At 71.8% G+C, this 25,274-nt stretch carries 16 protein-coding genes and 1 tRNA gene; 6 read left to right on the plus strand and 11 right to left on the minus strand.

From position 1 onward, the window contains the following. Positions 1-18: 18 nt before the first annotated feature. Positions 19-1,824 carry a bifunctional metallophosphatase/5'-nucleotidase gene (locus ACF1AL_RS11090; RefSeq protein ID WP_391778766.1) on the minus strand — a complete coding sequence of 602 codons (1,806 nt, stop codon included), beginning with the start codon at positions 1,822-1,824 and terminating at the stop codon, positions 19-21. A gap of 144 nt (positions 1,825-1,968) precedes the next feature. Here ACF1AL_RS11090 and ACF1AL_RS11095 point away from each other — a divergent pair, with 144 nt between their 5' ends. Together ACF1AL_RS11095 and pyk are read left to right on the plus strand one after the other, a co-directional pair. Beyond that, the gene (locus ACF1AL_RS11095) at positions 1,969-2,682 is read left to right on the plus strand and encodes an SIMPL domain-containing protein (protein WP_366835851.1); all 714 of its coding nucleotides are present in this window, start codon (positions 1,969-1,971) and stop codon (positions 2,680-2,682) included. A gap of 185 nt (positions 2,683-2,867) precedes the next feature. Continuing rightward, positions 2,868-4,304 (plus strand): pyruvate kinase, encoded by a 1,437-nt coding sequence (gene pyk, locus ACF1AL_RS11100; RefSeq protein WP_391778765.1) that lies wholly within the window; start codon positions 2,868-2,870, stop codon positions 4,302-4,304. Between the two features lie 132 nt (positions 4,305-4,436). On the opposite strand, the gene ACF1AL_RS11105 is transcribed toward pyk, so the two are convergent. Further along, a tRNA-Leu gene (locus tag ACF1AL_RS11105) sits at positions 4,437-4,511 on the minus strand. Positions 4,512-4,611: 100 nt separating this feature from the next. Here ACF1AL_RS11105 and ACF1AL_RS11110 point away from each other — a divergent pair. Continuing rightward, complete coding sequence (locus ACF1AL_RS11110) at positions 4,612-5,265, plus strand: response regulator (RefSeq protein WP_366835849.1); 654 nt, start codon at positions 4,612-4,614, stop codon at positions 5,263-5,265. Between the two features lie 67 nt (positions 5,266-5,332). Here the strand turns inward: ACF1AL_RS11110 and ACF1AL_RS11115 are convergent, their stop codons facing one another. The 7 genes from ACF1AL_RS11115 to ACF1AL_RS11145 all read right to left on the minus strand — a co-directional run bounded on the left by ACF1AL_RS11115 (position 5,333) and on the right by ACF1AL_RS11145 (position 14,781). Continuing rightward, positions 5,333-6,049 carry an ABC transporter ATP-binding protein gene (locus ACF1AL_RS11115; RefSeq protein ID WP_391660616.1) on the minus strand — a complete coding sequence of 239 codons (717 nt, stop codon included), beginning with the start codon at positions 6,047-6,049 and terminating at the stop codon, positions 5,333-5,335. Further along, entirely contained in the window at positions 6,046-7,065 is a 1,020-nt protein-coding gene (locus ACF1AL_RS11120) for an ABC transporter ATP-binding protein (RefSeq protein WP_391825814.1), read from the minus strand. Before ACF1AL_RS11120 ends, ACF1AL_RS11115 begins: the two co-directional genes overlap by 4 nt. A gap of 6 nt (positions 7,066-7,071) precedes the next feature. Then, positions 7,072-8,907 (minus strand): branched-chain amino acid ABC transporter permease, encoded by a 1,836-nt coding sequence (locus ACF1AL_RS11125; RefSeq protein ID WP_391697432.1) that lies wholly within the window; start codon positions 8,905-8,907, stop codon positions 7,072-7,074. Positions 8,908-8,912: 5 nt separating this feature from the next. After that, the gene (locus ACF1AL_RS11130) at positions 8,913-9,845 is read right to left on the minus strand and encodes a branched-chain amino acid ABC transporter permease (protein WP_366835845.1); all 933 of its coding nucleotides are present in this window, start codon (positions 9,843-9,845) and stop codon (positions 8,913-8,915) included. A gap of 124 nt (positions 9,846-9,969) precedes the next feature. Further along, positions 9,970-11,205, minus strand: a complete 1,236-nt coding sequence (locus tag ACF1AL_RS11135) for a branched-chain amino acid ABC transporter substrate-binding protein (protein ID WP_384207061.1) — start codon at positions 11,203-11,205, stop codon at positions 9,970-9,972. Between the two features lie 705 nt (positions 11,206-11,910). Continuing rightward, positions 11,911-12,399, minus strand: coding sequence for a hotdog fold thioesterase (locus tag ACF1AL_RS11140; RefSeq protein ID WP_366835843.1), 489 nt, complete (start codon positions 12,397-12,399; stop codon positions 11,911-11,913). A 102-nt stretch (positions 12,400-12,501) separates the two neighbouring features. Continuing rightward, positions 12,502-14,781 (minus strand): FdhF/YdeP family oxidoreductase, encoded by a 2,280-nt coding sequence (locus tag ACF1AL_RS11145; protein ID WP_391825815.1) that lies wholly within the window; start codon positions 14,779-14,781, stop codon positions 12,502-12,504. A gap of 878 nt (positions 14,782-15,659) precedes the next feature. On the opposite strand from ACF1AL_RS11145, the gene polA reads away from it, so the two are divergent. Next, on the plus strand, positions 15,660-18,386 hold the full coding sequence (gene polA / locus ACF1AL_RS11150; protein WP_391820611.1) for a DNA polymerase I: 2,727 nt from the start codon (positions 15,660-15,662) through the stop codon (positions 18,384-18,386). Between the two features lie 369 nt (positions 18,387-18,755). Then, the gene (locus tag ACF1AL_RS11155; RefSeq protein WP_391820612.1) at positions 18,756-19,187 is read left to right on the plus strand and encodes a hypothetical protein; all 432 of its coding nucleotides are present in this window, start codon (positions 18,756-18,758) and stop codon (positions 19,185-19,187) included. A 44-nt stretch (positions 19,188-19,231) separates the two neighbouring features. On the opposite strand, the gene ACF1AL_RS11160 is transcribed toward ACF1AL_RS11155, so the two are convergent. Then, positions 19,232-20,149, minus strand: coding sequence for a DUF4184 family protein (locus tag ACF1AL_RS11160; RefSeq protein ID WP_391825816.1), 918 nt, complete (start codon positions 20,147-20,149; stop codon positions 19,232-19,234). Between the two features lie 317 nt (positions 20,150-20,466). Here ACF1AL_RS11160 and ACF1AL_RS11165 point away from each other — a divergent pair, with 317 nt between their 5' ends. Then, the gene (locus tag ACF1AL_RS11165) at positions 20,467-22,242 is read left to right on the plus strand and encodes a lytic transglycosylase domain-containing protein (protein ID WP_391825817.1); all 1,776 of its coding nucleotides are present in this window, start codon (positions 20,467-20,469) and stop codon (positions 22,240-22,242) included. A 120-nt stretch (positions 22,243-22,362) separates the two neighbouring features. On the opposite strand, the gene ACF1AL_RS11170 is transcribed toward ACF1AL_RS11165, so the two are convergent. After that, complete coding sequence (locus ACF1AL_RS11170) at positions 22,363-25,146, minus strand: ATP-dependent RNA helicase (protein ID WP_391825818.1); 2,784 nt, start codon at positions 25,144-25,146, stop codon at positions 22,363-22,365. Positions 25,147-25,274: the final 128 nt, after the last annotated feature.

A 25,274-nucleotide genomic window follows, 5' to 3' on the forward strand; every position in this document is an offset into this window, starting at 1 on the left:
CTGTGCGAGACGGACCCGTCAGAAGACCGGCACCCCGTCGCGCGTCAGCTTCCAGTCCACCGACGCGAAGTCCTTCGGGTCCAGCACCCCCTTCGCCGTCACCCACTCCGCGATCCGCGTGCGGATCTCCGTCGACTCCGACCACAGCTCCTTCGCCGACGCCACGAACGGGAACGCACCGCCCCCGTTCGCCCGGTAGTTGTTCACCGCCAGCACGAACTGCTGCGCGTCGTCCAGCGGCGCACCGCCGAACGTCAGGTTCTTGATCCGCGACCCGGCCGGCTGCGCGATGTCGATGTCGTAGCGCAGACCCGACACATAGTCGTAGTTGTAGTCCGGGCGGCCGTTCGCGTTCGTCAGCTTCTCCACGTCGACCACCGCGCCCGGCGCCGTCTGCACGAAGTACTCCGCCGAGTACTCCAGGTACGCCCGCAGCTGCGCACCCGTCATCAGCTTCGCGACCAGCGTGTTGTCGTACACGTACAGACTCGACAGGTCCCGGATCGTCACATCGCCCGCCGGGATCTGCGACGTCCGCGAGAACGGCGACGCCTGCGCGATCACCGGCAGCGACGCGTACTGCGTGCCCGCCAGCGCCGCCTTGACCACGTCCTCCTGCACCTTCGTGATCAGGTCGATGATCGGCGCGTCCGTGTAACGGGCGTCCACCGTCGTCAGCGTCGCCGTCGCCTTGCCGACCACCTGGTTGACGTACGCCACCACCTTCGCGTGCTGCTGCTCCAGCAGCTGCGTGATCCGCGGGTCGTCCGCCACCGTCTTGGAGTCGCGCAGCGACGCCGCGACCGACTCCACCTCCCAGCAGCCCCGGCGGAACACCAGCTCGATGTCGAACAGCGTCAGCCGCTCCGCGAAGCACAGCGGCTCCGACAGCACGACCGTCTTCCCCGTCTGCTCGTTGACGACCCTCAGCTCCGGAATCTCCAGATGCGCGTGCCCGACCAGGATCGCGTCGATCCCCGGCACCTTCTGCGCCACGTTCGCCGCCGCGTTCTCCACGTACGGCACCTGGTCACCGTACGAGGACGTCCCCGAGGTACCCGAGTGCGCCGACACGATCACCACGTCCGCGCCCATCGACCGCAGCTTCGGCACCCACTTCGCGGCCTGCTCCTCAAGACCCGGGAACGCCAGCTTGCCCTGCACGTATGCCTTGTCCCAGATCGCGATGCCCGGGTTCGTCAGCCCCAGCACGGCCACCTTCACCGGCCGCGCGCCCTTCACACGGAAGGTCTTCATGACATACGGCGGGAACGCCGGCCGCAGCGTCTTCGCGTCCACCGCGTTCGCACCCAGCAGCGGGAAGTCCAGCTGCTCCTCGAACCGGCGCAGCGTCTCGATGCCGTAGTTGAACTCGTGGTTGCCGAGGGCCGCCGCGTCGTACCCGATCGCGTTCATCGCCGCGGCCATCGGGTGCACCGGACCGCCCGCGGCGGTGATCGGGTCCACCTTCGCGTAGTAGTACGTCAGCGGGGTGCCCTGAATGGTGTCACCCGCATCCAGCAGCAGCGTGTTCTCGCGGCCCTTCTCCGCGCGGACCTGGTTCACCAGCGTCGAGATCCGCGCCAGGCCCATGGCGTTGCCCGCCTTGTCGGCGTACTCCGCGTCCTTGAAGTAGTCCCAGTTGAAGACGTGCCCGTGCAGGTCCGTCGTCCCCATGACGGTCAGCGCGTACCGCTTCTCGTGCCCGCCGGGCCGCTCGGCCGGCGCCGCCTGCGCGGCCGGAGCCGCCACCGCGCTCGCGACGGCCACCCCCGCTCCGGTCGCGGCGGACTTCTCCAGAAACTTCCGGCGGTTCAACGCCATGGCCTGTCTCTCCTCGCTCAGCGTCCTCGTGGAACGGGACAACGACGCGCGTAGATAACGCGCGTAGATTCTGACCCGCGCCCAGCGGCACGCAACAGGTCCCGGAGGTTTCGATCTGGTGACCACAGCTGCGACAGTGAGCCCATGACACCCGCTCAGGAACCCACCGCCCTCCCGTACGGCACCCCCGACGCCCCCCGCATCGCCGTCCGCGGGGAAGCCCACCTCGAGGTCGACCCCGAACTCGCCCGCATCGGCATCACCGTCACCGCCCGCGGCAAGGACCGCCGCACCACCCTCGACGACCTCACCCGCCGCAACGCGGAGGTCCTGGACCTCGTCAAGTCCTACGGCGAGGCCGTCGAACGCCTGGAGACCGGCGCCCTCACCCTCACACCCGTGCTCACCCCCAAGAGCCGCGGCGAACGCGTGCGCACCTACCACGGCGCCGTCCACCTCACCGCCGAACTCAGCGACTTCACCGCCCTCGGCGAACTCACCACCCGCCTCGCCGACTTGGACCTCACCCGGGTCGACGGCCCCTGGTGGTCCCTGCGCCCCGGCTCACCCGTCCACCGCACCGCCCGCCGGCAGGCGGTCCAGGCCGCCGTCCAGCGCGCCCGCGAATACGCCGAGGCACTCGGCACCACCCTCGCCGCCCTCGTCGAACTCGCCGACATCGGCGCGGAAAGTCCCGCGCCGGCCTTCCCGGCCGCCCCCGGCCGCGCCCGCTCGATGGCCTACGCCGGGCCCGCCGAACCGGGAGCGGCCGCCCCGCCGCTCGACCTGGAACCCCAGCGGCAGCACATCCGCGCGGAGATCAACGCACGGTTCACGATGGTCCCGCCCAGCCTGTGAATTCCGGTATTCGAAAAAGCGACCGGAAGACGCGCGGCCGGAACACCCGAAAGAATGACCTCGAAATGCTCATCGGAGCGGGCTGCCGCACAATTCAACACTTGTCAAAAGCACTTCATCCAAGCGTTGTTGAGTAGTCACGCCTCTCCCATTCACTACCCGCCGGTAAGTCATAGGCTCGACTCATGCGCCGAGCAAAGATCGTCTGTACCCTGGGCCCCGCCACCGACACGTACGACCAGATCAAGGCCCTCGTCGACGCCGGAATGGACGTCGCCCGCTTCAACCTCAGCCACGGCGGCCACGCCGAACACGAGGAGCGCTACCACCGCGTGCGCAAAGCGGCCGACGAAACCGGCCGCAGCGTCGGCATCCTCGCCGATCTTCAGGGTCCGAAGATCCGCCTCGGCCGTTTCACCGAAGGCCCCGTACTCCTTGAACGCGGCGACACCTTCACCATCACCGTCGAGGACGGCGCCGAAGGCAACCACGACCAGTGCGGCACCACCTACAGCGGCCTCGCCGACGATGTCACCCCCGGCGAGCGCATCCTCGTCGACGACGGCAAGGTCTGCCTGGAAGTGACCGAGGTCGACGGCCCCCGCGTCCGCACCCGCGTGGTCGAAGGCGGCATGGTCTCCGACCACAAGGGCCTCAACCTGCCCGGCGTCGCCGTCTCCGTGCCCGCCCTGTCCAAGAAGGACGAGGACGACCTGCGCTGGGCCCTGCGCACCGGCTTCGACGTCATCGCCCTGTCCTTCGTCCGCTCCGGCAAGGACATCAAGGACGTCCACCGGATCATGGACGAGGAGGGCCGCCGTCTCCCGGTCATCGCCAAGATCGAGAAGCCGCAGGCCGTCGAGGCGATCGACGACATCGTCGCCGCCTTCGACGGCATCATGGTCGCCCGCGGCGACCTCGGCGTGGAGATGCCCCTCGAACAGGTGCCCATCGTCCAGAAGCGCGCGATCAAGCTCGCCAAGCGCAACGCCAAGCCGGTGATCGTCGCCACCCAGATGCTCGACTCCATGATCGAGAACGCCCGCCCCACCCGCGCCGAAGCGAGCGACGTCGCCAACGCGGTCATCGACGGCACCGACGCGGTGATGCTCTCCGGCGAGACCAGCGTCGGCAAGCACGCCATCGACACGGTCAGGACCATGGCCAAGATCGTCGCGGCGGCGGAAGAGGACATGCTCGCCAAGGGTTTGCCGCCCCTCACGGAACGCAACAAGCCCCGCACCCAGGGCGGAGCGGTCGCCCGCGCGGCAGCGGAGATGGGCGACTTCCTCGGCGCGAAGTTCCTCGTCGCCTTCACCCAGTCCGGCGACACCGCCCGCCGCCTCTCCCGCTACCGCTCACCCATCCCCGTCCTCGCCTTCACCCCGGACCCGGCGACCCGCTCCCAGCTCAGCATGACCTGGGGCGTGGAGACCTTCCTCGGCCCCCACGTCGACTCCACCGACGCGATGGTCGACCAGGTGGACGAACTGCTCCTGAGGTACAACCGCTGCGCCAAGGGCGACGTGGTCGTGATCACCGCCGGCTCCCCGCCCGGAGTCTCCGGCTCCACGAACATGGTCCGCGTCCATCACATCGGCGAGGACGACAGCCCTAAGTGACGACAGCCCCAAGTGACGACAGCCCCAAGTGGCGACGGTCCGTAACGGGAAAAGGCCCCTCGGCGAGGGGCCTTTCTTGCGGCGGCTCCGATACGAGCCATGGAATCACTGACCTTGGAAACCAAGGAAAAGTGCCCCGGGTCGGACTCGAACCGACACTGTACGGGTTTTGAATCCGTTGCCTGCTGCCAATTGGGCTACCGGGGCTCGCAGAATCAAAGGTCATCCCTGACCCTCCGCGCGTCCACCTTACCGCAGCTAGGTAGGCTCTTGTCAGCAGTACCCGGCCTGAACAAGGAGCGCCCCCGTGACCGCCGAGTCGCCCCAGCCCGCTGACGTGAACGACGAGGAGCAGTCGCATGTGCCTCCGCTGACGACCCGTGTCGTCATCGCCGAGGACGAGGCGCTGATCCGGCTGGACCTCAAAGAGATGCTGGAGGAGGAGGGCTACAGCGTCGTCGGCGAGGCCGGTGACGGTGAGCAGGCCGTGGAGCTCGCCCGCGAGCACCGGCCGGACCTCGTCATCCTCGATGTGAAGATGCCGAAGCTGGACGGCATCTCCGCCGCCGAGAAGATCGCCGAGGAGCGGATCGCGCCGGTGCTGATGCTCACCGCGTTCTCGCAGCGCGACCTCGTGGAGCGGGCGCGGGACGCCGGGGCCATGGCGTACCTGGTGAAGCCGTTCAGCAAGAGCGACGTCGTCCCGGCCATCGAGATGGCCGTCTCGCGCTTCACGGAGCTGAAGGCGCTGGAGAAGGAGGTCGCGGACCTCGCCCAGCGGCTGGAGACGCGCAAGCTGGTGGACCGCGCGAAGTCGATCCTGCAGACCGAGTACGGGCTGACGGAGCCGGCCGCGTTCCGGTGGATCCAGAAGACCTCGATGGACCGGCGCATGTCGATGCAGCAGGTCGCGGAGGCGGTCATCCAGGACGCCGAGGAGAAGAAGGCCGCGAAGGGCTGAGCCCGCACGTGCGTGAGGCCCGCGTCCCCCGGAAGGGGGAGCGCGGGCCTCTGTCGTGGGCGGGGGCTCAGTCCTCGCCGAGGTACGCCTTGCGGACCGACTCGTCGTGCAGCAGGTCGCGCCCCGTGCCGGACAGGACGATCTTGCCGATCTCCATGACGTGACCGTGGTCGGCCAGGGAGAGCGCGGCCTGGGCGTTCTGCTCGACCAGCAGGATCGTCGTGCCCTGGGACTTCAGCTCGGCGATGGTGGCCATGATCTTCTGCATCATGATCGGGGAGAGACCCATGGAGGGCTCGTCCAGCATGAGCAGCTTCGGCTGGGACATCAGGGCGCGGCCCATCGCCAGCATCTGCTGCTCACCGCCGGAGAGGGTGCCCGCGGCCTGCTTGCGCCGTTCGCCCAGGATGGGGAAGAGGTCGTAGGCGCGCTGGATGTCCTTCTCGATGCCGGCCCGGTCGCTGCGCAGGAAGGCACCGAGGCGCAGGTTGTCCTCGATGGTCATGCGCGGGAAGATGTGCCGCCCCTCGGGGGAGTGGGCGAGGCCCAGGGAGACGATCTGGTGGGCCGGGACCTTCTTGAGCGACTTGCCGTTGAACCTGATCTGGCCGCCGACGGGCTTGAGCAGGCCCGACAGGGTGCGCAGGGTGGTGGTCTTGCCGGCGCCGTTGGTGCCGATGAGGGTGACGACCTCGCCCGCCTCGACCGTGAAGGAGATGCCCTTGACGGCCTCGATCTTGCCGTAGGCGACGCGGAGGTCCTCGACTTCGAGCAGTGCGGTCATCGGTCGTTCTCCTTGCCGGGCGCGGCGTCCGTCGTGGCCTCGGCGGTGTCCTCCGTCGTGGCCTGGGCGGGGGTGTCCTCCGTGACCGGGGCTTCGGCGGGGGTCTCGTCCGTGGCCGGGGCTTCGGCGGGGGTCTCGTCCGTGGCCGGGGTCTCGGCGGGGGTGTCCTCCGCGGCCTGGGCTTCAGCCGCTTCGACGCGGGCGGCCTCGGCCTCGCCGGGGTCGCCCTCGAAGGGCTCGCCGAGGTAGGCGGCGACGACGCGTTCGTCGCCCTGGACGGTGGCGCTGTCGCCCTCGATGAGCTTCTCGCCCTGGACGAGGACGGCGACGCGGTCGCACAGGTTGAAGATGAACCGCATGTCGTGCTCGATGACGAGGACGGCGATGCCCTGGTCGCGGATGGCGAAGACCAGTTCCTCGGTGGTCCGGGTCTCCTGCGGGTTCATGCCGGCGGTCGGCTCGTCGAGGAGCAGCAGGCCGGGCTCGCTGGCGAGGGCCCGCGCGATCTCCAGCTTGCGCTGTTCGCCGTAGGGGAGGTTGCGGGCGAGGTGGTCGGCCTTGTCGGCGAGGCCGACGAACTCCAGCAGTTCCATGGCGCGTTCGCGGGAGGCCTTCTCCGCCTTGTGGAAGCCGGGGCCGCGCAGGACGGCGGACCAGAAGCCTTCCTTGGTGCGGGTGTGGCGGCCGACGAGGACGTTCTCCAGGACCGTCATGTTGGCGAACAGGCGGATGTTCTGGAAGGTGCGGGCGATGCCGGCCGCGGTGACCTTGAAGGACTTCGGCGGCAGGACCGCGCCCTTGTAGCGGACTTCGCCCTCGGTGGGGACGTACAGCCCGGTGAGGCAGTTGAAGAAGGTGGTCTTGCCGGCGCCGTTCGGGCCGATGAGTCCGACGATCTCGCCGCTGTTGACGGTGAGGTCGACGCCGCGGACGGCGGTGAGGCCGCCGAAGCGCATGGTGACGCCGCGTGCGTCGAGCACGGTCTCGCCGGCGCTGGTGATGGTCTGGGTGGTCATCGTGTGTCAGGCCCCTGTCTTGCCGAGGACTGCGGGCGCTTCGGCCTCGTCGTGGAATTCGAGCTGGCGGCGCCGGTTGGCGACGAGGCCCTCGGGGCGGAAGCGCATCAGGAGGATGAGCGCGACGCCGAAGGCGAACAGCTGGTAGTCGCCGAGGAACTGCAGCTTGTTGGGGATGAGGTAGAGCAGCGAGGCGCCGATGAGCGGGCCGCCGATGGTGCCCATGCCGCCGAGGACGACCGCGGCGAGCAGGAAGGCGCTGTTGGGCGGGATGGGGCCGGCGAACTGGTACTGCTCGGGGGTCACGGTGTAGGTGACGTGGGCCTGGACGGTGCCGGCGAGTCCGGCGAGGGAGGCGCCGACGGCGAAGGCGATGAGCTTGACGCGGAAGCCGTTGATGCCCATGGCGAGGGCGGCGGTCTCGTCCTCGCGGATGGCGACCCAGGCGCGGCCGATGCGGGAGTCGCCGCTGCGCCGGAAGACGAGGACGACGACGGCCGTGATGACCAGCATCAGCAGGAAGTAGTTGGCGAACCGGCCGATGGTGAAGCCGGCGATGGTGTGTTCGGCTCCGAGGTCCCAGCCCAGGATGTTCAGGTTGGGGATGGAGGAGATGCCGTTGGAGCCGTTGGTGACGTCCGGTCCGGAGGTGCCGTCGAGGTTGTTGACGGTGATGCGGAAGATCTCTCCGAAGCCGAGGGTGACGATGGCCAGGTAGTCGCCGCGCAGCCGCAGGGTCGGGGCGCCGATGAGGACGCCGAAGACGAGGGAGGCGGCGGCGCCGACGAGCACGGCGGCCCAGAAGGGGAAGTGCACGTCGAGGGGCGAGCTGGGGGAGCCGGAGACCAGGGCCGCGGCGTAGGCGCCGACGCCGAGGAAGGCGACGTAGCCGAGGTCGAGGAGGCCGGCGAGGCCGACGACGATGTTCAGGCCGAGGGCGACGGTGGCGAAGATGAGGATGTAGACGCCGAGGGTCGCGTACTGGTCGTCGGTCTGGGTGAAGGGGAACAGGGCGGCGGTGACGAACGCGCCGACCATGGTGATGTTCTGGTGTCGCGCGGTGATCTGGGAGGCGTGGGCGACCAGGCCGGACTTGGCGAGGGCGGCGAAGCCGAAGCCGGCGGTGATGAGGAAGCCGACGAAGAGTTCGTCGTACTCGGTGCCGATGCCGTAGGTGAAGACGACGAGGGCGACGGCGAGGACGGCGACGATGACCAGGATCTCGGCGGCGGCGGGGAGCTTGGGTGCGGGGCGCGCGCTGCCGGCGGTGAAGGCCGCCTTGAGGGTGGCGCGGCCGTGCGCGGCGCGGTTCTTGAAGTGCTCCCAGGCGCTCTCGTCCGGGTCGATCGGGTCGGGTTCCGGCCGCTCGAAGGGCAGCGCGAGGGCGCCGAGGAGGGCGAGGAGGCTGGTGACCGCGACGATGTAGCCGCCGGGTTCGAGGTTGACGACGCCGCCGAGTTCGACGCTGATGGAGACGACGGTGTACCAGGCGGTGGCGAAGGTGGCGAGGGCCGCGAACTTCAGGGCGGCGTCGGCGCCGGCGGGGACGAGCCAGCGCAGGTACTTCACGCCGTAGGAGGCCAGGCCGAACAGGGTGGTGAGGGCGCCGCCGATGAGGACGAGGACCTGCAGGCCGCCCGGGTAGCCGTAGACGGTGAGGTCGCCGGGGAAGTCCGCGGTCCAGGTCCAGGCGAGGAACGTGGCGAGGATGGTGAGGACGGCGCCGCCGGTGGCGAGGGCGCGGCCGAGGTGCGGCGGGATGCCGATGAGGCCGGAGCCGCTGCCCGTGGGGGGCGTGCTGGGGGTCTCGGGGGTCTCGGGTGCGGTGGTCTGTGTGGTCATCGGTGTCACGCCCTGTCCGCGACGCGCTCGCCGAGCAGGCCCTGGGGCCTGAGCAGCAGAACAAGGATGAGGAGTACGAAGGCCCAGACGTCGGCCCAGGACTGGCTGCCGAACTTGTCCATGCCGGGGAGGTCGGAGATGTAGGCCGCGGCGAGGGTCTCGGCGACGCCGAGGACGACTCCGCCGATCATGGCGCCGTAGATGTTGCCGATGCCGCCGAGGACGGCCGCGGTGAAGGCCTTGAGGCCGAGGATGAAGCCCATCTTGAAGTCGATCTGGCCGTACTTGAGGCCGTTGGCGACTCCGGCGACGGCGGCGAAGGCGGCACCGAGGGCGAACGCGATCACGATGATGCGGTCGGTGTTGATGCCCATCAGCTTCGCGGTGTCCGGATCCTGGGCGGTGGCCTGCATGCCGCGCCCGGTGCGGGTCTTCATGACGAACCAGGCGAGCACGGCCATGCTGAGCGGCGCGGCGACGATGAGGAAGATGTCGCCGGTCTGGATGGTGACGCTGCCGATGTGGAACGGGCCGCCGTCGATCTGCGGGAAGGTGCGGGCGGACTTGGCCTCGGGGTACCAGGCCCACACCGCCTGCTGGAGGGCGAGGGAGAGGCCGATGGCGGTGATGAGGGGCGCGAGGCGCGGCGCGCTGCGCAGCGGCCGATAGGCGAAACGTTCCGCTGCGACGGCGACGAGGACGGCGACGATGATGCCGCCGATGAGCATGAGGGGGAGGGCTATCCACATGCTCGTCCCGTCGGGCAGGACGTAGGCGTAGACCGTGAGCGCGCCGAAGGCGCCGGTCATGAAGATCTCGCCGTGGGCGAAGTTGATGAGCTGGACGATGCCGTAGACCATCGTGTAGCCAATGGCGACCAGCCCGTACATGGATCCCAGTAGCAGGCCGTTGACCAGCTGCTGCGGCAGTTCGTTCACCGCATGTCCTCCGAGACGTTCGGATGTTCGACGGATGTGCCGGATGTCCGGATGTGAGTCCGCGCGGGGCGCCAGTGGAACAGCGCCCCGCGCGGCTCATGTGTGGTGCGGGTGGGAGTGTGGGTCAGCCACCGTTGTAGGTACCGGACTCCACGGTCTTCCAGGCCCCGTTCTCGACGGCGTAGACGGTGAGCTGCTTGTTCGTCGTGTCGCCGTACTGGTCGAAGGAGACCTTGCCCGTCACTCCGTCGAAGGAGACGTTCTGCATGGCCTCCGTGATCTTGGCGCGGGCGTCGGAGGGAAGCTTGCCGTTGTTGTCGGCGACGACCTTCTTGACGGCCTCGATGATCGCCTGCGCGGAGTCGTAGGCGTAGCCGCCGTACGCGCCGTAGGCCTCCTTGTAGCCGCCGGCCTTGTAGTTCTCCAGGAACTGCTTGGCGGAGGGCAGTTCGTCGAGCGGGGCGCCGACGGAGGTGGCGAGGTCGCCGTTGCTGGCGGCGCCGGCGAGCTTGACGTAGGTCGGGTCGTACAGGGCGTCGCCGCCGACGACCGGGACCTGGGCGCCCGCGGCCTTGATCTGCTTGCTGAGCGGGCCGGCCTGCGGGTACTCGCCGCCGTAGTAGACGACGTCGGCGCCGGAGTTCTTCACCTTGGTGGCGACCGCGGAGAAGTCCTTGGCGTCGGGGTTGATGTGCTCGGTGCCCGCGACGGTGCCGCCGAGCTTCTTGAACTCCTCGGTGAAGGTGCCCGCGAGGCCGGCGCCGTAGGTCTTCTTGTCGTCGATGACGAAGACCTTCTTCTTCTTGGCCTTGTTGAAGACGTACTGGGCGGCGAAGGGACCCTGCACGGCGTCCGTGGTCGCGGTGCGGAAGTACGACTTGTAGGTGCGGGTCTTGCTGGACTGCCAGTTGGTGCCCTGGGTGAGCGCCGGGTTGGTGTTGGCCGGGGAGATCTCGACCAGCTTGGCGTCGTCGAAGACCTTCTGCATCGACTCGGCGACGGAGGAGTTCAGCGGGCCGACGACGCCGACGACGTCCTTGTTGGCGACCAGTTTGGTGGCGTTCTGCTGGCCGGAGGAGGGCTGGGCCTGGTCGTCCAGGGCCTGCATCTCGAAGGTGATGCCGTCGACGGCCTTGTTCTTGTTGGCCTGCTTGACGGCGAGGTCGACGGAGTTCTTGATGCCGAGGCCGATCGCGGACAGGTCGCCCGTGAGGGGCGCGTCGACGCCGATGACCACCTTGGTGCCGCCGCCGTTTCCGGAGTCCGAGCCGCCGTCCTTGTCACGCGAGCCGCACGCGGTGAGGGTGAGAGCTCCCGCCGCCAGCGCGGCGGTGATGGCGATGAGCGAACGTTGACGCACGATCAGTCCTTTCCCCTGGCACAGCCGAATCCCCGTGGAAACGGCTGAGTCGAGCGCTGGTCCGAAGTGGCATTCCGACGGCGCGGTGACTGGCGGTGACTCTAAGCGTGTGTGGGGAACGTGGAGGAGAGTCTGTCCAATGCTGTGACGCTCTTGTTATGACACGACGTAATGCAGAGCGGTACTACGTGGGGGGAACAGCGGAATTCAGGCCGATTCGCCCCGTCCGGATTCTGAGAACCCGCAGGACTCGCCGGGGTGAGTTCAGGCGTCTCAGCCTTTTTGGTGATGACGGGGAATCGTTGCCATGGGCGCCTTGTGGGGGGTGCGGGCGGTCGGGCGGCAAAAGATGATCAAGAGGAATGAGTGATCGTTTATTGCGTCCGCATTACACACGGTTACCGGACGGGAAAAGGAAGCGATGATTCCACGTCAGATTCCCCTCTTCCGCGGCATGCAGGGGTGATCGTGATCTTGCGGGGGGATGCGGCTTCTTTGTCCGTTTGCCGGGGGAAACCGGGGAAAGGGGCGAGGCCGTCCCTCCGGTGGGGAGGGACGGCCTCGGGGGTCGCGCGGGATGGGTGGCCCCGGGGTGGGCGGGGGTGAGTGGCCCCGCGGTCGCGCGGGGTGGGTGGCCTCGGGGTCGGCGGGGGTGAGTCGCCCCAGGGCCGCGCGGGATGGGGCGGCTTCGCGCCGGGGTGGTGGTCAGTCCGCCGGGCGGGCGGTGCTGTCGGCGCCGGGGCGGGCGTCGCGCAGCAGGCAGGTCAGCCGCGCGCTGCACACACGCCGCCCCTCCTCGTCCGAGATGACGATCTCGTACGTCGCCGTCGAGCGGCCCCGGTGCACCGGCGTCGCCACACCGGTGACCAGGCCCGAGCGGACCCCGCGGTGATGCGTGCAGTTGAGGTCGACGCCCACGGCGATCTTGGAGCTGCCGCCGTGCAGCATGGAGCCGACCGAGCCGAGCGTCTCGGCGAGCACCGCGGAGGCGCCGCCGTGCAGCAGGCCGTAGGGCTGGGTGTTGCCCTCCACCGGCATGGTGCCGACGACGCGCTCGGGGGAGGCCTCGAGGATCTGCACGCCCATGCGCGTCCCGAGGTGTCCCGCGGAGAACAGGGCCGGCAGGTCGACACCGAGCGCGGCGTACTCGTCGAGGATCTCCTGCGGGAACTTCACGTGCTGCTGCTCGCCCATGGGCCCGGCTCCGTTCGTCGTCGTGACACGTCCTGGCGCGGTCCGGCGCGCCCGGGCCCCACGGGCCCGCGCGCACAGTCCGCCTCCGACTTAAGCGAACGCTCAGTCGGTGGCCGATTGTTCCAGACGCACCACGACGGATTTGCTGGCCGGGGTGTTGCTGGTGTCCGCGGTGGCGTCCAGCGGCACCAGGACGTTGGTCTCCGGGTAGTAGGCCGCCGCGCAGCCCCGCGCGGTCGGGTAGTGCACCACCCGGAAGCCGGGCGCCCGCCGCTCCACACCGTCCCGCCACTCGCCGACCAGATCGACGTAGGAGCCGTCGGCCACGTTCAGGGCGCGGGCGTCCTCGGGGTTCACCAGGACCACCCGGCGGCCGTTGCGGATGCCCCGGTAACGGTCGTCCAGGCCGTAGATGGTGGTGTTGTACTGGTCGTGCGAGCGCAGGGTCTGCAGCAGCAGCCGGCCCTCGGGAAGCCGCGGGAACTCCACCGGCGCCGCCGTGAAGTTGGCCTTGCCGGTGGCCGTCGGGAAGCGGCGCTCGTCGCGCGGGGCGTGCGGCAGCGCGAAACCGCCGGGGCGGGCCACGCGCGCGTTGAAGTCCTCGAACCCGGGCACGACCCGCGCGATGCGGTCGCGGATCCTCGCGTAGTCCTTCTCGAACTCCTCCCACGGCACGACGCTCTTGTCCCCGAGCACCCGGCGGGCCAGACGGCAGACGATGGCCGGCTCGGACAGCAGGTGCCGGCTCGCCGGCTCCAGCCGGCCGCGCGAGGCGTGCACCATGCCCATGGAGTCCTCGACCGTGACGAACTGCTCGCCGCTCGCCTGCAGATCGCGCTCGGTGCGGCCCAGCGTCGGCAGGATCAGCGCCCGCGCGCCCGTGACCACGTGGGAGCGGTTCAGCTTCGTCGACACGTGCACGGTCAGCCGGGCCCGGCGCATCGCCGCCTCGGTGACCTCCGTGTCCGGGGAGGCGGAGACGAAGTTGCCGCCCATCGCGAAGAACACCTTGGCCTCACCGTCCCGCAGCGCTCCGATGGCGCGCACCACGTCGTAGCCGTGCTCGCGCGGGGGAGCGAAGCCGAACTCCTTCTCCAGCGCGTCCAGGAAGGCCGGCGCCGGGCGCTCGAAGATGCCCATCGTGCGGTCGCCCTGCACGTTGGAGTGGCCGCGCACCGGGCACACGCCCGCGCCCGGGCGGCCGATGTTGCCGCGCAGCAGCAGGAAGTTGACGATCTCCCGGATGGTCGGCACGGAATGCTTGTGCTGGGTGAGCCCCATGGCCCAGCACACGATGGTGCGCCGCGAGCCGAGCACCAGGGCCAGGGCCTGCTCGATCTGCGTGCGGGACAGGCCGGTCGCGGCGAGCGTCTCGTCCCAGTCGGCGGCCAGCGCGGCCTGCGCGAACTCCTCGAAGCCATGGGTGTGTTCGCGGACGAACTCCTCGTCCACCGCGCCCTCGGTCTGCAGGATGAGCTTGTTGAGGAGGCGGAAGAGAGCCTGGTCGCCGCCGATGCGGATCTGCAGGAACAGGTCGGTGAGCGCGGCGCCCGCCGTGAGGCCCTTGGGCGTCTGCGGGTTGCGGAAGCGCTCCAGGCCGGCCTCCGGCAGCGGGTTCACGCTGATGATCTTCGCGCCGTTCGCCTTCGCCTTCTCCAGGGCGGAGAGCATGCGCGGGTGGTTCGTGCCCGGGTTCTGCCCCGCGACGATGATCAGGTCGGCCCGGTACAGGTCCTCCAGCAGGACGCTGCCCTTGCCGATGCCGATCGTCTCGCTCAGCGCGGACCCGGACGATTCGTGGCACATGTTGGAGCAGTCCGGCAGGTTGTTCGTGCCGAGCTCGCGGGCGAAGAGCTGGTAGAGGAACGCCGCCTCGTTGCTGGTGCGGCCGGAGGTGTAGAAGACGGCCTCGTCGGGGGAGCCGAGCGCGGCGATCTCCTCCGCGACGATGCCGAAGGCGCGCTCCCAGGTCACCGGCTCGTAGTGGTCGGCGCCCTCGGGCAGGTACATGGGGTGCGTGAGCCGCCCCTGCTGGCCCAGCCAGTACCCGCTCCTGGTCGCCAGGTCGGAGACCGGGTGCGCGGCGAAGAACTCCGGGGTGACCCGGCGCAGGGTGGCCTCCTCGGCGACCGCCTTCGCACCGTTCTCGCAGAACTCCGCCTTGTGCCGGTGGTCCGGCTCCGGCCAGGCGCAGCCCGGGCAGTCGAAGCCGTCCTTCTGGTTGACGTTCAGCAGCGTCAGCATGGTGCGCTTCACGCCCATCTGCTGCTGGGCGACGCGCAGCGTGTGCCCGATGGCCGGCAGCCCCGCCGCGGCGTGCTGCGGCTCCGCGACCTGCGGCGCGTCCTGAACCGGATCGCCCTTCGGCGGCTTCGTGGCCATCGCGCACTCTCCTTCGGGTACACGGGTGTGCTCTCGCTCCGATCCTCGCACGGCCCTGTGACAACGATCAGCCCCGCGGGGGCGGGACGTGCGCCCGTGGGCGGGGGCGGGACGTGCGCCCGTGGGGCGGGTGGTGACGGGGGTGTTCCGGGTGCCGCGGTGGCCCCGCGCGGCGGGGATCCGTTGCGGGGGGAGGAGGCGGCGGTGCGTGGTCGCGCGGCTCGCGACGGCGGGGGCGCCGGCCGCGCGGAGGTGGGGCGGATGCCGGACGTCGTCCGCGCGCAGGTGCCCGCAGCGGCTGTACGACGTCCCCGCCGCGCCCCGCCCGAGCGGAGGCCGCTCGGCGACCCCGCCGCCGGGCCCAGGCTGCTTGACGACAACCTTGCCCCGCCGCCGAGCCCAGACCGCACCGCGACGACTCACCCTGGCCCCGAGCCCAGGCCTCCTGGCTCTCCCCGCCGCGCCCCGAGCCCAGGCCGTCGCACGACCTGCCCGCCGCCCCCGAGCCCAGGCCGTCCCACGGTGGCCCCACCCGCCCGTCCGTGCGACCCGGGGCCCGGGCCCCACGACGACCGCACCCGCCCCCTGTCGATCGCGCCCGCCCCCTGTCGGTCGGCCCCCTCGATCCCTCTCGCCCACGGCCCCCAGGGCCACGGCCCCCGGCGCCTTGTTCCCGTGTGCGGCCCCTCACACCCGCCGTGGGCGACACGCGGCCGTGGTGGGCCGGCCCGGCGGCCCGGCGGGCCGAACCCCGCGGCGGCGCACCCGCGGACGGCCGCCCGGCGATGTCCCGGCGCCCCCTGCCCGACGGCAGCCCCCGCAGCCGGCGGCAGCCGCCTGGCGGCTGGTTGTCAGTGGGGCGTGGCAGGATCGGGGGCGTGGCAGAGACAGCATCGAAGAAGACCGACAGCACCCCCGGCGGCAGCCGCCCGCGCCTGATGCTCATGGACGGGCACTCCCTGGCCTACCGCGCGTTCTTCGCGCTGCCCGCGGAGAACTTCACCACCGCGACCGGCCAGCCGACGAACGCGATCTACGGCTTCGCGTCGATGCTGGCGAACACACTGCGCGACGAGGCGCCCACGCACTTCGCGGTCGCCTTCGACGTCTCCCGCAAGACGTGGCGCTCGCAGGAGTTCACCGAGTACAAGGCGAACCGCTCCAAGACCCCGGACGAGTTCAAGGGCCAGGTCGAGCTGATCGGCGAGCTGCTCGACGCCATGAACGTCTCCCGCTTCGCCGTCGAGGGGTTCGAGGCGGACGACATCATCGCCACCCTCGCCACCCAGGCCGCCGAGCAGGGCTTCGACGTGCTGATCGTCACCGGCGACCGCGACTCCTTCCAGCTGGTCAGCGACCACGTCACGGTGCTGTACCCGACGAAGGGCGTCTCCGAGCTGACCCGGTTCACCCCGGAGAAGGTTTTCGAGAAGTACGGCTTGACGCCCGCCCAGTACCCCGACTTCGCCGCCCTGCGCGGCGACCCGTCCGACAACCTGCCCGGCATCCCCGGCGTCGGCGAGAAGACGGCCGCTAAGTGGATCAACCAGTTCGGTTCGTTCGCGGAGCTGGTCGAGCGCGTCGAGGAGGTCAAGGGCAAGGCCGGCCAGAACCTCCGCGACCACCTGGAGGCCGTCAAGCTCAACCGCCGGCTCACCGAGCTGGAGCGCCAGGTGCCGCTGGAGAAGACGGTCGCCGACCTGGAGCGCCCGGCCTACGACCGCAAGGCGGTCGCGATGGTCCTGGACACCCTGGAGATCCGCAACCCGTCCCTGCGCGAGCGCCTGCTCGCCGTCGACCCGGGCGCGGCCGAGGCCGAGACGACCCCGGTGATCGCCGACGGCGTGGAGCTGGACGGCACGGTGCTCGGCAGTGGCGAGCTGGCCGGCTGGCTCACCGAGCACGCCGGCGAACCGCTCGGCCTCGCCACGGTCGACACCTGGGCGCTCGGCACCGGCTCCGTCGCCGAGGTGGCGCTCGCCACCGCCGCCGGCCCGGCCGCCTGGTTCGACCCCTCCCAGCTGGACGAGGCCGACGAGAACGCCTTCGCGGCCTGGCTCGCCGACGCCGAGCGGCCCAAGGTGTTCCACGACGCCAAGCGCGCCATGCGGGTCTTCGCCGAGCACGGCTGGAGCATCGCCGGCGTCGCCATGGACACCGCCCTCGCCGCGTACCTCGTCAAGCCGGGCCGCCGCTCGTTCGACCTGGACGCGCTGTCGATGGAGTACCTGCACCGCGAGCTGGCCCCCGCCGCCGCCGCGGACGGCCAGCTCGCCTTCGGCGCCGACGACGGCGCCGAGGCCGAGGCGCTGATGATCCAGGCCCGCGCGGTCGTCGACCTCGGCCAGGCCTTCGAGACCAAGCTCCAGGAGGTCGGCGCCGCGGACCTGCTGCGCGACGTGGAGCTGCCCACCTCCGCACTGCTGGCCCGCATGGAGCGGCACGGCATCGCCGCGGACCGGGCCCACCTGGAGGCCATGGAGCAGATGTTCGCGGGCGCCGTGCAGCAGGCGGTGAAGGAGGCGCACGCGGCGGCCGGGCACGAGTTCAACCTCGGCTCGCCCAAGCAGCTGCAGGAGGTCCTCTTCGGCGAGCTCGGCCTGCCGAAGACGAAGAAGACCAAGACCGGCTACACCACCGACGCCGACGCCCTGGCCTGGCTCGCCGGCCAGACGGACAACGAGCTGCCGGTGATCATGCTCCGTCACCGCGAGCAGGCCAAGCTGCGCGTCACGGTCGAGGGCCTGATCAAGACGATCGCCTCGGACGGCCGGATCCACACCACGTTCAACCAGACGGTCGCGGCGACGGGCCGCCTGTCCTCGACCGACCCCAACCTGCAGAACATCCCGGTGCGCACGGACGAGGGCCGCGCGATCCGCCGCGGCTTCGTCGTCGGCGAGGGCTACGAGTCGCTGATGACCGCCGACTACAGCCAGATCGAGCTGCGTGTGATGGCCCACCTGTCGGAGGACGCGGGCCTGATCGAGGCGTTCACCTCCGGTGAGGACCTGCACACCACCGCGGCCTCCCAGGTCTTCGCCGTCGAGCCCACCGCGGTGGACGCCGAGATGCGGCGCAAGATCAAGGCGATGTCCTACGGCCTGGCGTACGGCCTGTCGGCGTTCGGTCTGTCCCAGCAGCTGAACATCGACGCCGCCGAGGCCCGCCTGCTGATGGACGCCTACTTCGACCGCTTCGGCGGCGTGCGCGACTATCTGCGCCGGGTCGTGGACGAGGCGCGGGCGACCGGCTACACGGCGACGCTGTTCGGCCGGCGCCGCTATCTGCCCGACCTCAACAGCGACAACCGCCAGCGCCGCGAGGCCGCCGAGCGGATGGCGCTGAACGCGCCCATCCAGGGCACCGCCGCCGACATCGTCAAGATCGCGATGCTGAACGTGGACCGCGCCCTGCGCGAGGCGGACCTGCGCTCCCGCATGCTCCTCCAGGTCCACGACGAAATCGTGCTGGAGATCGCCCCCGGCGAGCGCGAGCAGGCGGAGGAACTGGTCCGCCGCGAGATGGCCGCCGCCGTCCAGCTCCGCGTCCCCCTGGGCGTCTCGGTCGGCGCGGGCCCGGACTGGGAGTCGGCAGCGCACTAGCCTGCCGGCGACGATGCGTGCCCCAAGGGCAGGGGCAGGGGCGTTCGGGCGGGCGGTGATATCGCCCGCCGGAACGCCCACCCCGTCTTCGCCCACCGCCACGTGCCCCGCGGCCTTTCTCACACCGCTGCCTCCTCGGCCGAGGGCGCGTGGTCCGACCTGAAGGGGCGCGGGGAACTGCGCGACCAGCCACGTACGGCCCGCAGTGGACCAGCGGCACAAGCCACCCACGACGGGTGTCACCGCCACCCACCTCACCGCCCCACCTCACCGCACCCCACCGAATTCCCGCTGACCGCCGGCGGCACCGTCACTCGCCTGGCCCCCGCAGAAACGCGCCCCGCACCGCCCCGGCGCCAGGATGCGGGCATGGGTATACGCATGCTCCACCGCCGCACGGCACGAGCTCAGGCCCAGCACCAGGTACCGGCCCGAGCCGACGCCCTGGCGGATCTCCCCGCGCCGCTTCCGCCCGTCCCGCCCTTCGCGGCGGACGCCAGTACCGGCCGCATCCCCGTCACCCGCACCGAGGCCCTGCGCCGCCGCGCCGCGGCGCTCGCCCGCCGCCTCACCCACCGCGACGGCACTGCCGTGTCGGACGACACCGCCGGATCGGCGACGGCGTCCGGGACGTCCCGCCGGCAGGTGTGGACCGAGCTGGGCCTGAGCTATCTGGCCCTGCTGCTCAGCCGGCTGCCCCGCCCGCACCGCCCCACCCGCAGCGTCACGGTGTTCGTGGTCCCGCCGCCCCCGACCGCGGCGGCCGGCGGTCCGGACGGTCCCGCCCGATCACGCCGCTGACCTCGGGCTCACCGAGGGGGAGCGGCTCACCCCGGGCAATGGACTCACCGCGGGTGACTGGCTCGCTCACTCCGGGTGACTGACTCACCGCGGACCACGGACTCCCCGCGGACCACGGACTCACCGCAGGTGGCTGGCTCACCGCCGGCGGTCGGCTCGCCGAGGGCGACCGGCCGCCGTACCCGCACCCCGGCGGCGTACAGGAGAAGTCCGAGGACGAGCCCGGCGCCGGTGCCGAAGCACACCGTCGGGATCAGTTCCCACGGCTTGGCCGACGCCCCCCAGTAGGCCCACCACCGCGTCGCCCGCTGCACCGCGCCCGCCAGGGCGCAGCCGGCGAGCAGCGCGCCGGCCCACCAGCGGTCCCGCGCCGACAGCGCGGGTACCCCGGCCGGCTCGCCCGACGGCGCCCGGCGCACCGCCCGCCACACGAAGACGATGATCACGACCGCGGCCACCACCGACCCGCCGTACTGCAGGTACCAGTACAGCGGCGCGCCCGCCAGCTGCCGCCCCAGGACGGGGAACACCCGCATCCCCCACCGGTCGAGATGGGTGAACGCGTCCCACACCACGTGGGTCAGCGCGCCGAGCGCCGCCGACGCGTACCACCGGAAGGCCGTGCCGGGCCGTACCCGCGCGCGGGGTGCCCCGCAGCGCAGCAGCGCCGCCCACCGGCCCTGGCGGGCCCACGGAAGCAGCGCCACCAGCGGTTCCCGCACCAGCAGCCACAGCGCCACGAGCAGCCAGGCCACGAGCACGTCGACGGTGAACACCCCCGGGAAGGAGTGGGTGACCTGCCCGAACTCCATCGCCCCGGGCACGGCACTCGCCGCGTAATAGGTCATGTCGGGCGCGAAGGAGCCCGCCACGAGCACGGCCGGCACCAGGGGGCCGCGCCCGGAGCCGTCGATGCGCACGGCGGGCAGGACGGCGGCCGCGTGGCTCAGCGTGAACGGCAACGGTGCTCACCCCCCCCTGACGGACGTTGACCGGCCGCATCCGGCCGATGATCGGCGCCGTCCAGTATGCGGTGCGGCACGGTACCCGAACGGCATGTGGCCAACCGGTAAAAATCGGGCACGAACAGGTGCCCGAGGAAAGGAAGTTGTCGTAGGGTCACCTGGATGCCGCGCCGGGGAGGACCGATCGCCCCATGAGGGCAACCGGAGCGGCCGTTCGTTCGTCACACCAAGGCGAGTACGCCACACCGGGCACCATCGACGGCTGGCACAACAAAAGACCGGACGTTCACGCGTCCACGGGAGGGGTTCACTACATGGCGGCGCAATTCGGCAGCAGGCTGCGCAAGGGCGCGCTCACCACCGCCGTGGCCGCTGCGGCGGTCGCCGCGCTCTCCGCGTCCCAGGCTCCCGGCGTCACGATCGACGACCAGGGAAGACAGTCCGCCACCGGAGCCACCCCCGCCCCCGACGTGCAGGCCGACGACACGGCCACCGGCAACTCGCGGTACTACACCGACCTGCCGCCGCTCAACAGCCCCAACCCGGCGCCGACCACCGGCACCGTCCCGCCGGCCACGGCCACCGGCGCCACCGAGTCCGGCATCCCCGCGACCGTCCTCGACGCCTACCAGAAGGCGGCCGCCGAGCTGCGCTCGTCCAAGCCCGGCTGCAACCTGCCCTGGGAACTGCTCGCCGCGATCGGCAAGGTCGAGTCCGGCCAGGCCCGCGGCGGCCGCGTCGACGCGAACGGCACGACCGTCGGCAAGATCCTCGGCCCCGCGCTGGACGGCAACGGCTTCGCGCTCATCAAGGACACCGACGGCGGCGCGTACGACGGCGACACCACCGTCGACCGGGCCGTCGGCCCCATGCAGTTCATCCCGTCCACCTGGGCGTGGGCCGGCCGCGACGGCAACGGCGACGGCGTCAAGGACCCCAACAACATCTACGACGCCGCCCTTGCCGCCGGCCACTACCTGTGCCGCAACAACCTGAACCTGGCCGTCGAGGCCGACCTGCACCGGGCGATCCTCAGCTACAACTACTCGCAGGACTACCTCAACACGGTCCTGACGTGGCTGGAGTACTACCGCAAGGGCGCCCACGAGATCCCCGACGGCACGGGCACCCTGCCCTCGCACCCCAGCGACTCGGGCACCTCCGGCGCGAGCCCCCGGCCGACGCCCACCCCGTCGCACCCGGCACCCGGCACGCCCGCCACGCCCGGCGGCACCCCCACCCCGAAGCCGGGCAAGCCGGGCACCCCCACCGTGCCCGGGAAGCCCACGACCCCCGGCACGCCCACGCCGGTTCCCACGCCCACCGACACGGTGGACCACCTGGACCGCACCAGCACGGTCAAGCCCACCGCGATGGCCGGCGCCCCGTTCACCCAGCGGATCGGCGCCCGCGCCGAGACCAAGGCCGGCAAGACCGTCGCCAAGGTCCGCGTCCGCTTCACCATCGACGGTGACACCGACGCCGCCTTCGCCGGCGGGGAGAAGGTCGCCACCGTCCTCACCGACAGCTCCGGCGTCGCCCTCGCCCCCGCCCTCCAGGCGGGCGAGAAGACCGGCGACTTCACTGTCCACGCCACTGTCGTCGGCCGTATGGTGCCCGCGCTCTCCTACACGGCCACCGTGACCGAGCGCGTCGCCGACGCCCTGGCCCGCACCAGCGACACCCGGCAGACCTGTGTCGCGGGCGGCACGTTCGACGAGCAGATCGAGGTCAAGGCCACCTACAAGGGAGCGGCGGCCGGCAAGGTCGCCACCACCGCCACCCTCGTCAAGTCGGGCGACGACCCGGCCGAGAACGACAAGGGTCCCTACTTCAAGGACGCCGACGGCAAGACCGTCCGCACCCTGAACCTGCAGACCGGCGCCGACGGCCTGCTGAAGCTGCCGAAGCTCTACGCGGACGACACCACCGGCACCTTCCTGCTGCGCATCACCACCGCGGGCGGGGCCACGCTCACCGTCGAGCTCACCGTGACGGCGCCGGAGACGACCACCAGCCCGTCTCCCTCTCCGACCCCGTCGCCCACGGGCAGCCCGTCCTCCTCGCCGTCGGCGAGCCCGAGCGCCTGACCCGTCACCACCGCACACGGCGTCCCTCCGCGCGAGGGGCGCCGTGTCGTCGTATGCGCGCCCGAGCGGGACACGGTCAGCGCCCGAGCGGGCCACGGTCAGCGTCTGAGCGGGACACGATCAGCGTCTGAGCCGGGCGTTCGTGTGCCGGGTCGGTTCCGCGGTGGCCGGGTCCTCCGGCCACGGATGCTTCGGGTAGCGGCCGCGCAGTTCGGCCCGCACTCCCTTGTATCCGTCGCGCCAGAAGGAGGCCAGGTCGGCCGTCACGGCCGCCGGCCGCCCCGCCGGGGACAGCAGATGCACGAGCACCGGCGTCCCGGCGAGCGTGGGCGACTCCTGGAGCCCGAACATCTCCTGGAGCTTGACCGCGAGCACCGGCCGCTCGGGATCGGCGTAGTCCACGCGGATCCTCGACCCGCTCGGCACGGTGATCCGCTCCGGCGCCAGTTCGTCGAACCGTGCGGCCTCCCCGGACGCCCAGGGCAGCAGCCTGGTCAGCGCCTGCCCCGCGTCGATCCGGGCCAGATCGGCCCGCCGCCGGGCCCGGCTCAGCTCCGGCTCCAGCCACTCCTCGACGCGCGCGTGCAGCGCGTCGTCGGACACGTCCGGCCAGGGCTCCCCGAGACGCTGCCGCAGGAACGCCAGCCGCTGCCGCAGCACGACGGCATCGGGCGACCAGCGCAGCAGCCCGAACCCCTCCTGCCGCAACCCGTCCAGCAGCGCCTGCCGTACGGCACCGGGGGCGGCGTCGGTGAGCGGCCGCACCGCCAGTTCGATCGCACCGAGCCGCTCGACCCGCCGCGCCACGACGTCCCCGTCGGCCCAGCGCACCTCCTCCCCGGCGTCCAGCAGCGACCCGGCGGCCGTCCGCGCCACGTCCTCGTCGATCACCGCGCCCAGCCGCACCCGCGCGTGCCCCCGGCCCAGCGGCCGGTCGGCCACCGCGACGGCGATCCACGGCGACCCCCGCAGGGCAGATGACTCGGGCAGGTCCGCCCGGGTCCCGGAGGCCATCAGATACGAACCCCCGTCGAGCCTGGCGACACGCTCGGGAAAGGCAAGCGCGGCCACAAGCCCGGCCAGCCGGTCATCGGAGAGCGCGCCCCCTCGCCCGCGACCACCCGCACCGACCTCGGCGGTGGTAGGGGTTGCGAGGTCCACGGCAACGGGGGCCGCGGCGTCCGCGGGCGGGTGTCCGGCAGCCGTGCCGGAGCCCTCCGCGTCCGCGGCGGCCGCACCCGGAAGCCGTCCGGAGGCCCCCGCGTCCGCGGCGGCCGCACCGGGAAGGTCGCCGGCGGCCGGGCCCGAGGCCGCACCCGGAAGGTTGCCGACGGCCGGGCCCGAAGCCGCACCGGGAATGGCGCCGACGGCCGGGCCCGAGGCCGCACCGGGAAGACCGGTGGCAGGGCCCGAGACCTCCGTGACCGCCGCCCGCAGGCGGCGTACCTCCGTCCGCCAGCGTGTGGCGTAGGGGTCGCCGCCGCGTCGCGCCGCGCGGACCGCCGCGGCGAGGTCGTCGCCGTACTCCCGTGGCGCCTCCTCCGACAGCAGCGCCACCACCTCGGCGCCCGCTCCGGCCGTGTCCAGCAGGGCCCGCCCCAGCCGGGGGTGCACGCCCAGCCGCGCCAGCGCCTGCCCGCGCCGCGTGACCCGCCCGTCGGAGTCCACCGCGCCGAGGGCCGCCAGCGTCTCGCGGGCCGCCGCCATCGCTCCGCCCGGCGGCGGGTCCAGCAGCGCCAGACCGGAGGCGTCCGGGTCGCCCCAGCAGGCCGCCTGGAGGGCGAACGCCGTCAGGTCGGCCACCTTGATCTCCGGCGAGGGGAACCTCGGCAGCCGGCTCTCCTCGGCCTCCGCCCAGCACCGGTACACCGTTCCCGGCGCCTCACGCCCGGCCCGTCCCGCCCGCTGCCGCCCGGCGGCGAGCGAGGCCCGTACCGTCGCCAGCGCGCTCAGCCCCCGCGCGTGGTCCACCCGGGGCTCCCGCGCCAGCCCCGCGTCGACGACCACCCGCACTCCGGGCACCGTCAACGAGGACTCCGCGACCGACGTCGCGAGGACCACCCGCCGTCGCCGTCCCGGAGCCAGCACCGCGTCCTGCACCGCGGCCGGCGCCCGCCCGTGCACCTGGAGCACGTCCACGTCACCGAGATCCCCGAGCAGCCCCGCCACGCGCGCGATCTCGCCCACGCCGGGCAGGAAGCACAGCACGTCCCCCTCCCGCTCGCCCAGCGCCCGCCGCACCACCGACGCCACATGCGCGAGCAGCGCCGGGTCGACCCACATGCCGTGCGCGGGCCGCACGGGCCGGGCCGGGGGCGCGTACACGACCTTCACCTCGTGCGTGGCTCCGTGCGCTTCGACGACCGGCGCCCCGCCCAGCAGCCGGGCCCACTCCGCCCAGTCCGTGGTCGCCGAGGCGGCCACCAGCCGCAGCTCCGGCCGCAGCGCCTCCCGTACGTCCCACAGGAACGCCGCGACCGTGTCGGCGTCCAGATGCCGCTCGTGGCACTCGTCGAGCAGCACCGCGTCCACCCCCGCGAGCTCCTGGTCGCGCTGCAGCCGCTGGAGCAGCACACCGGTCGTGACGACCTCCACGCGCGTGTGCCGCCCGACGACCCGCTCACCGCGCACCGTGAACCCGACGCTCCGCCCGGGCTGCTCGCCCAGCAGCCACGCCATTCGCCGGGCGGCGGCACGGGCCGCGATCCGCCGCGGCTCGGCCACGACGACCCGCCGCTCGGCGCCGCCGTCCAGCAGCCCGGCGAGGGCGAGCGGCACCAGTGTGGTCTTGCCCGTGCCGGGCGGCGCCCCGAGCACGGCGGCACCGTGCCCCTCCAGGGCGTCGTTCAGCTCGGGCAGGGCGCTGCGCACGGGCAGCGCGTCCAGGGCGTCGTAACGGATCACGCCCCCAGTGTCGTACGTCCGCGACGGCGGGCGCGGAGCCTGTGGACAACCCCGGAAGCCCGGCGGGCGGGCCTGTGGAAAACTCCGCGCCCGGCCGTCGGTCCCGCTCGCGGACGCCTTGCCTCCGG

The organism is Streptomyces sp. NPDC014801 (genome assembly GCF_043082085.1).
In the GTDB taxonomy this organism is placed as follows: Bacteria; Actinomycetota; Actinomycetes; order Streptomycetales; family Streptomycetaceae; genus Streptomyces.

Excerpts from the sequence above, each read along its gene's own strand:
- ACF1AL_RS11090 (WP_391778766.1), bottom strand. The coding sequence starts at position 1,824 with ATGGCGTTGAACCGCCGGAAGTTTCTGGAGAAGTCCGCCGCGACCGGA.
- ACF1AL_RS11095 (WP_366835851.1), top strand. The coding sequence starts at position 1,969 with ATGACACCCGCTCAGGAACCCACCGCCCTCCCGTACGGCACCCCCGAC.
- pyk (WP_391778765.1), top strand. The coding sequence starts at position 2,868 with ATGCGCCGAGCAAAGATCGTCTGTACCCTGGGCCCCGCCACCGACACG.
- ACF1AL_RS11115 (WP_391660616.1), bottom strand. The coding sequence starts at position 6,049 with ATGACCGCACTGCTCGAAGTCGAGGACCTCCGCGTCGCCTACGGCAAG.
- ACF1AL_RS11120 (WP_391825814.1), bottom strand. The coding sequence starts at position 7,065 with ATGACCACCCAGACCATCACCAGCGCCGGCGAGACCGTGCTCGACGCA.
- ACF1AL_RS11125 (WP_391697432.1), bottom strand. The coding sequence starts at position 8,907 with ATGACCACACAGACCACCGCACCCGAGACCCCCGAGACCCCCAGCACG.
- ACF1AL_RS11140 (WP_366835843.1), bottom strand. The coding sequence starts at position 12,399 with ATGGGCGAGCAGCAGCACGTGAAGTTCCCGCAGGAGATCCTCGACGAG.
- ACF1AL_RS11145 (WP_391825815.1), bottom strand. The coding sequence starts at position 14,781 with ATGGCCACGAAGCCGCCGAAGGGCGATCCGGTTCAGGACGCGCCGCAG.
- ACF1AL_RS11155 (WP_391820612.1), top strand. The coding sequence starts at position 18,756 with ATGGGTATACGCATGCTCCACCGCCGCACGGCACGAGCTCAGGCCCAG.
- ACF1AL_RS11165 (WP_391825817.1), top strand. The coding sequence starts at position 20,467 with ATGGCGGCGCAATTCGGCAGCAGGCTGCGCAAGGGCGCGCTCACCACC.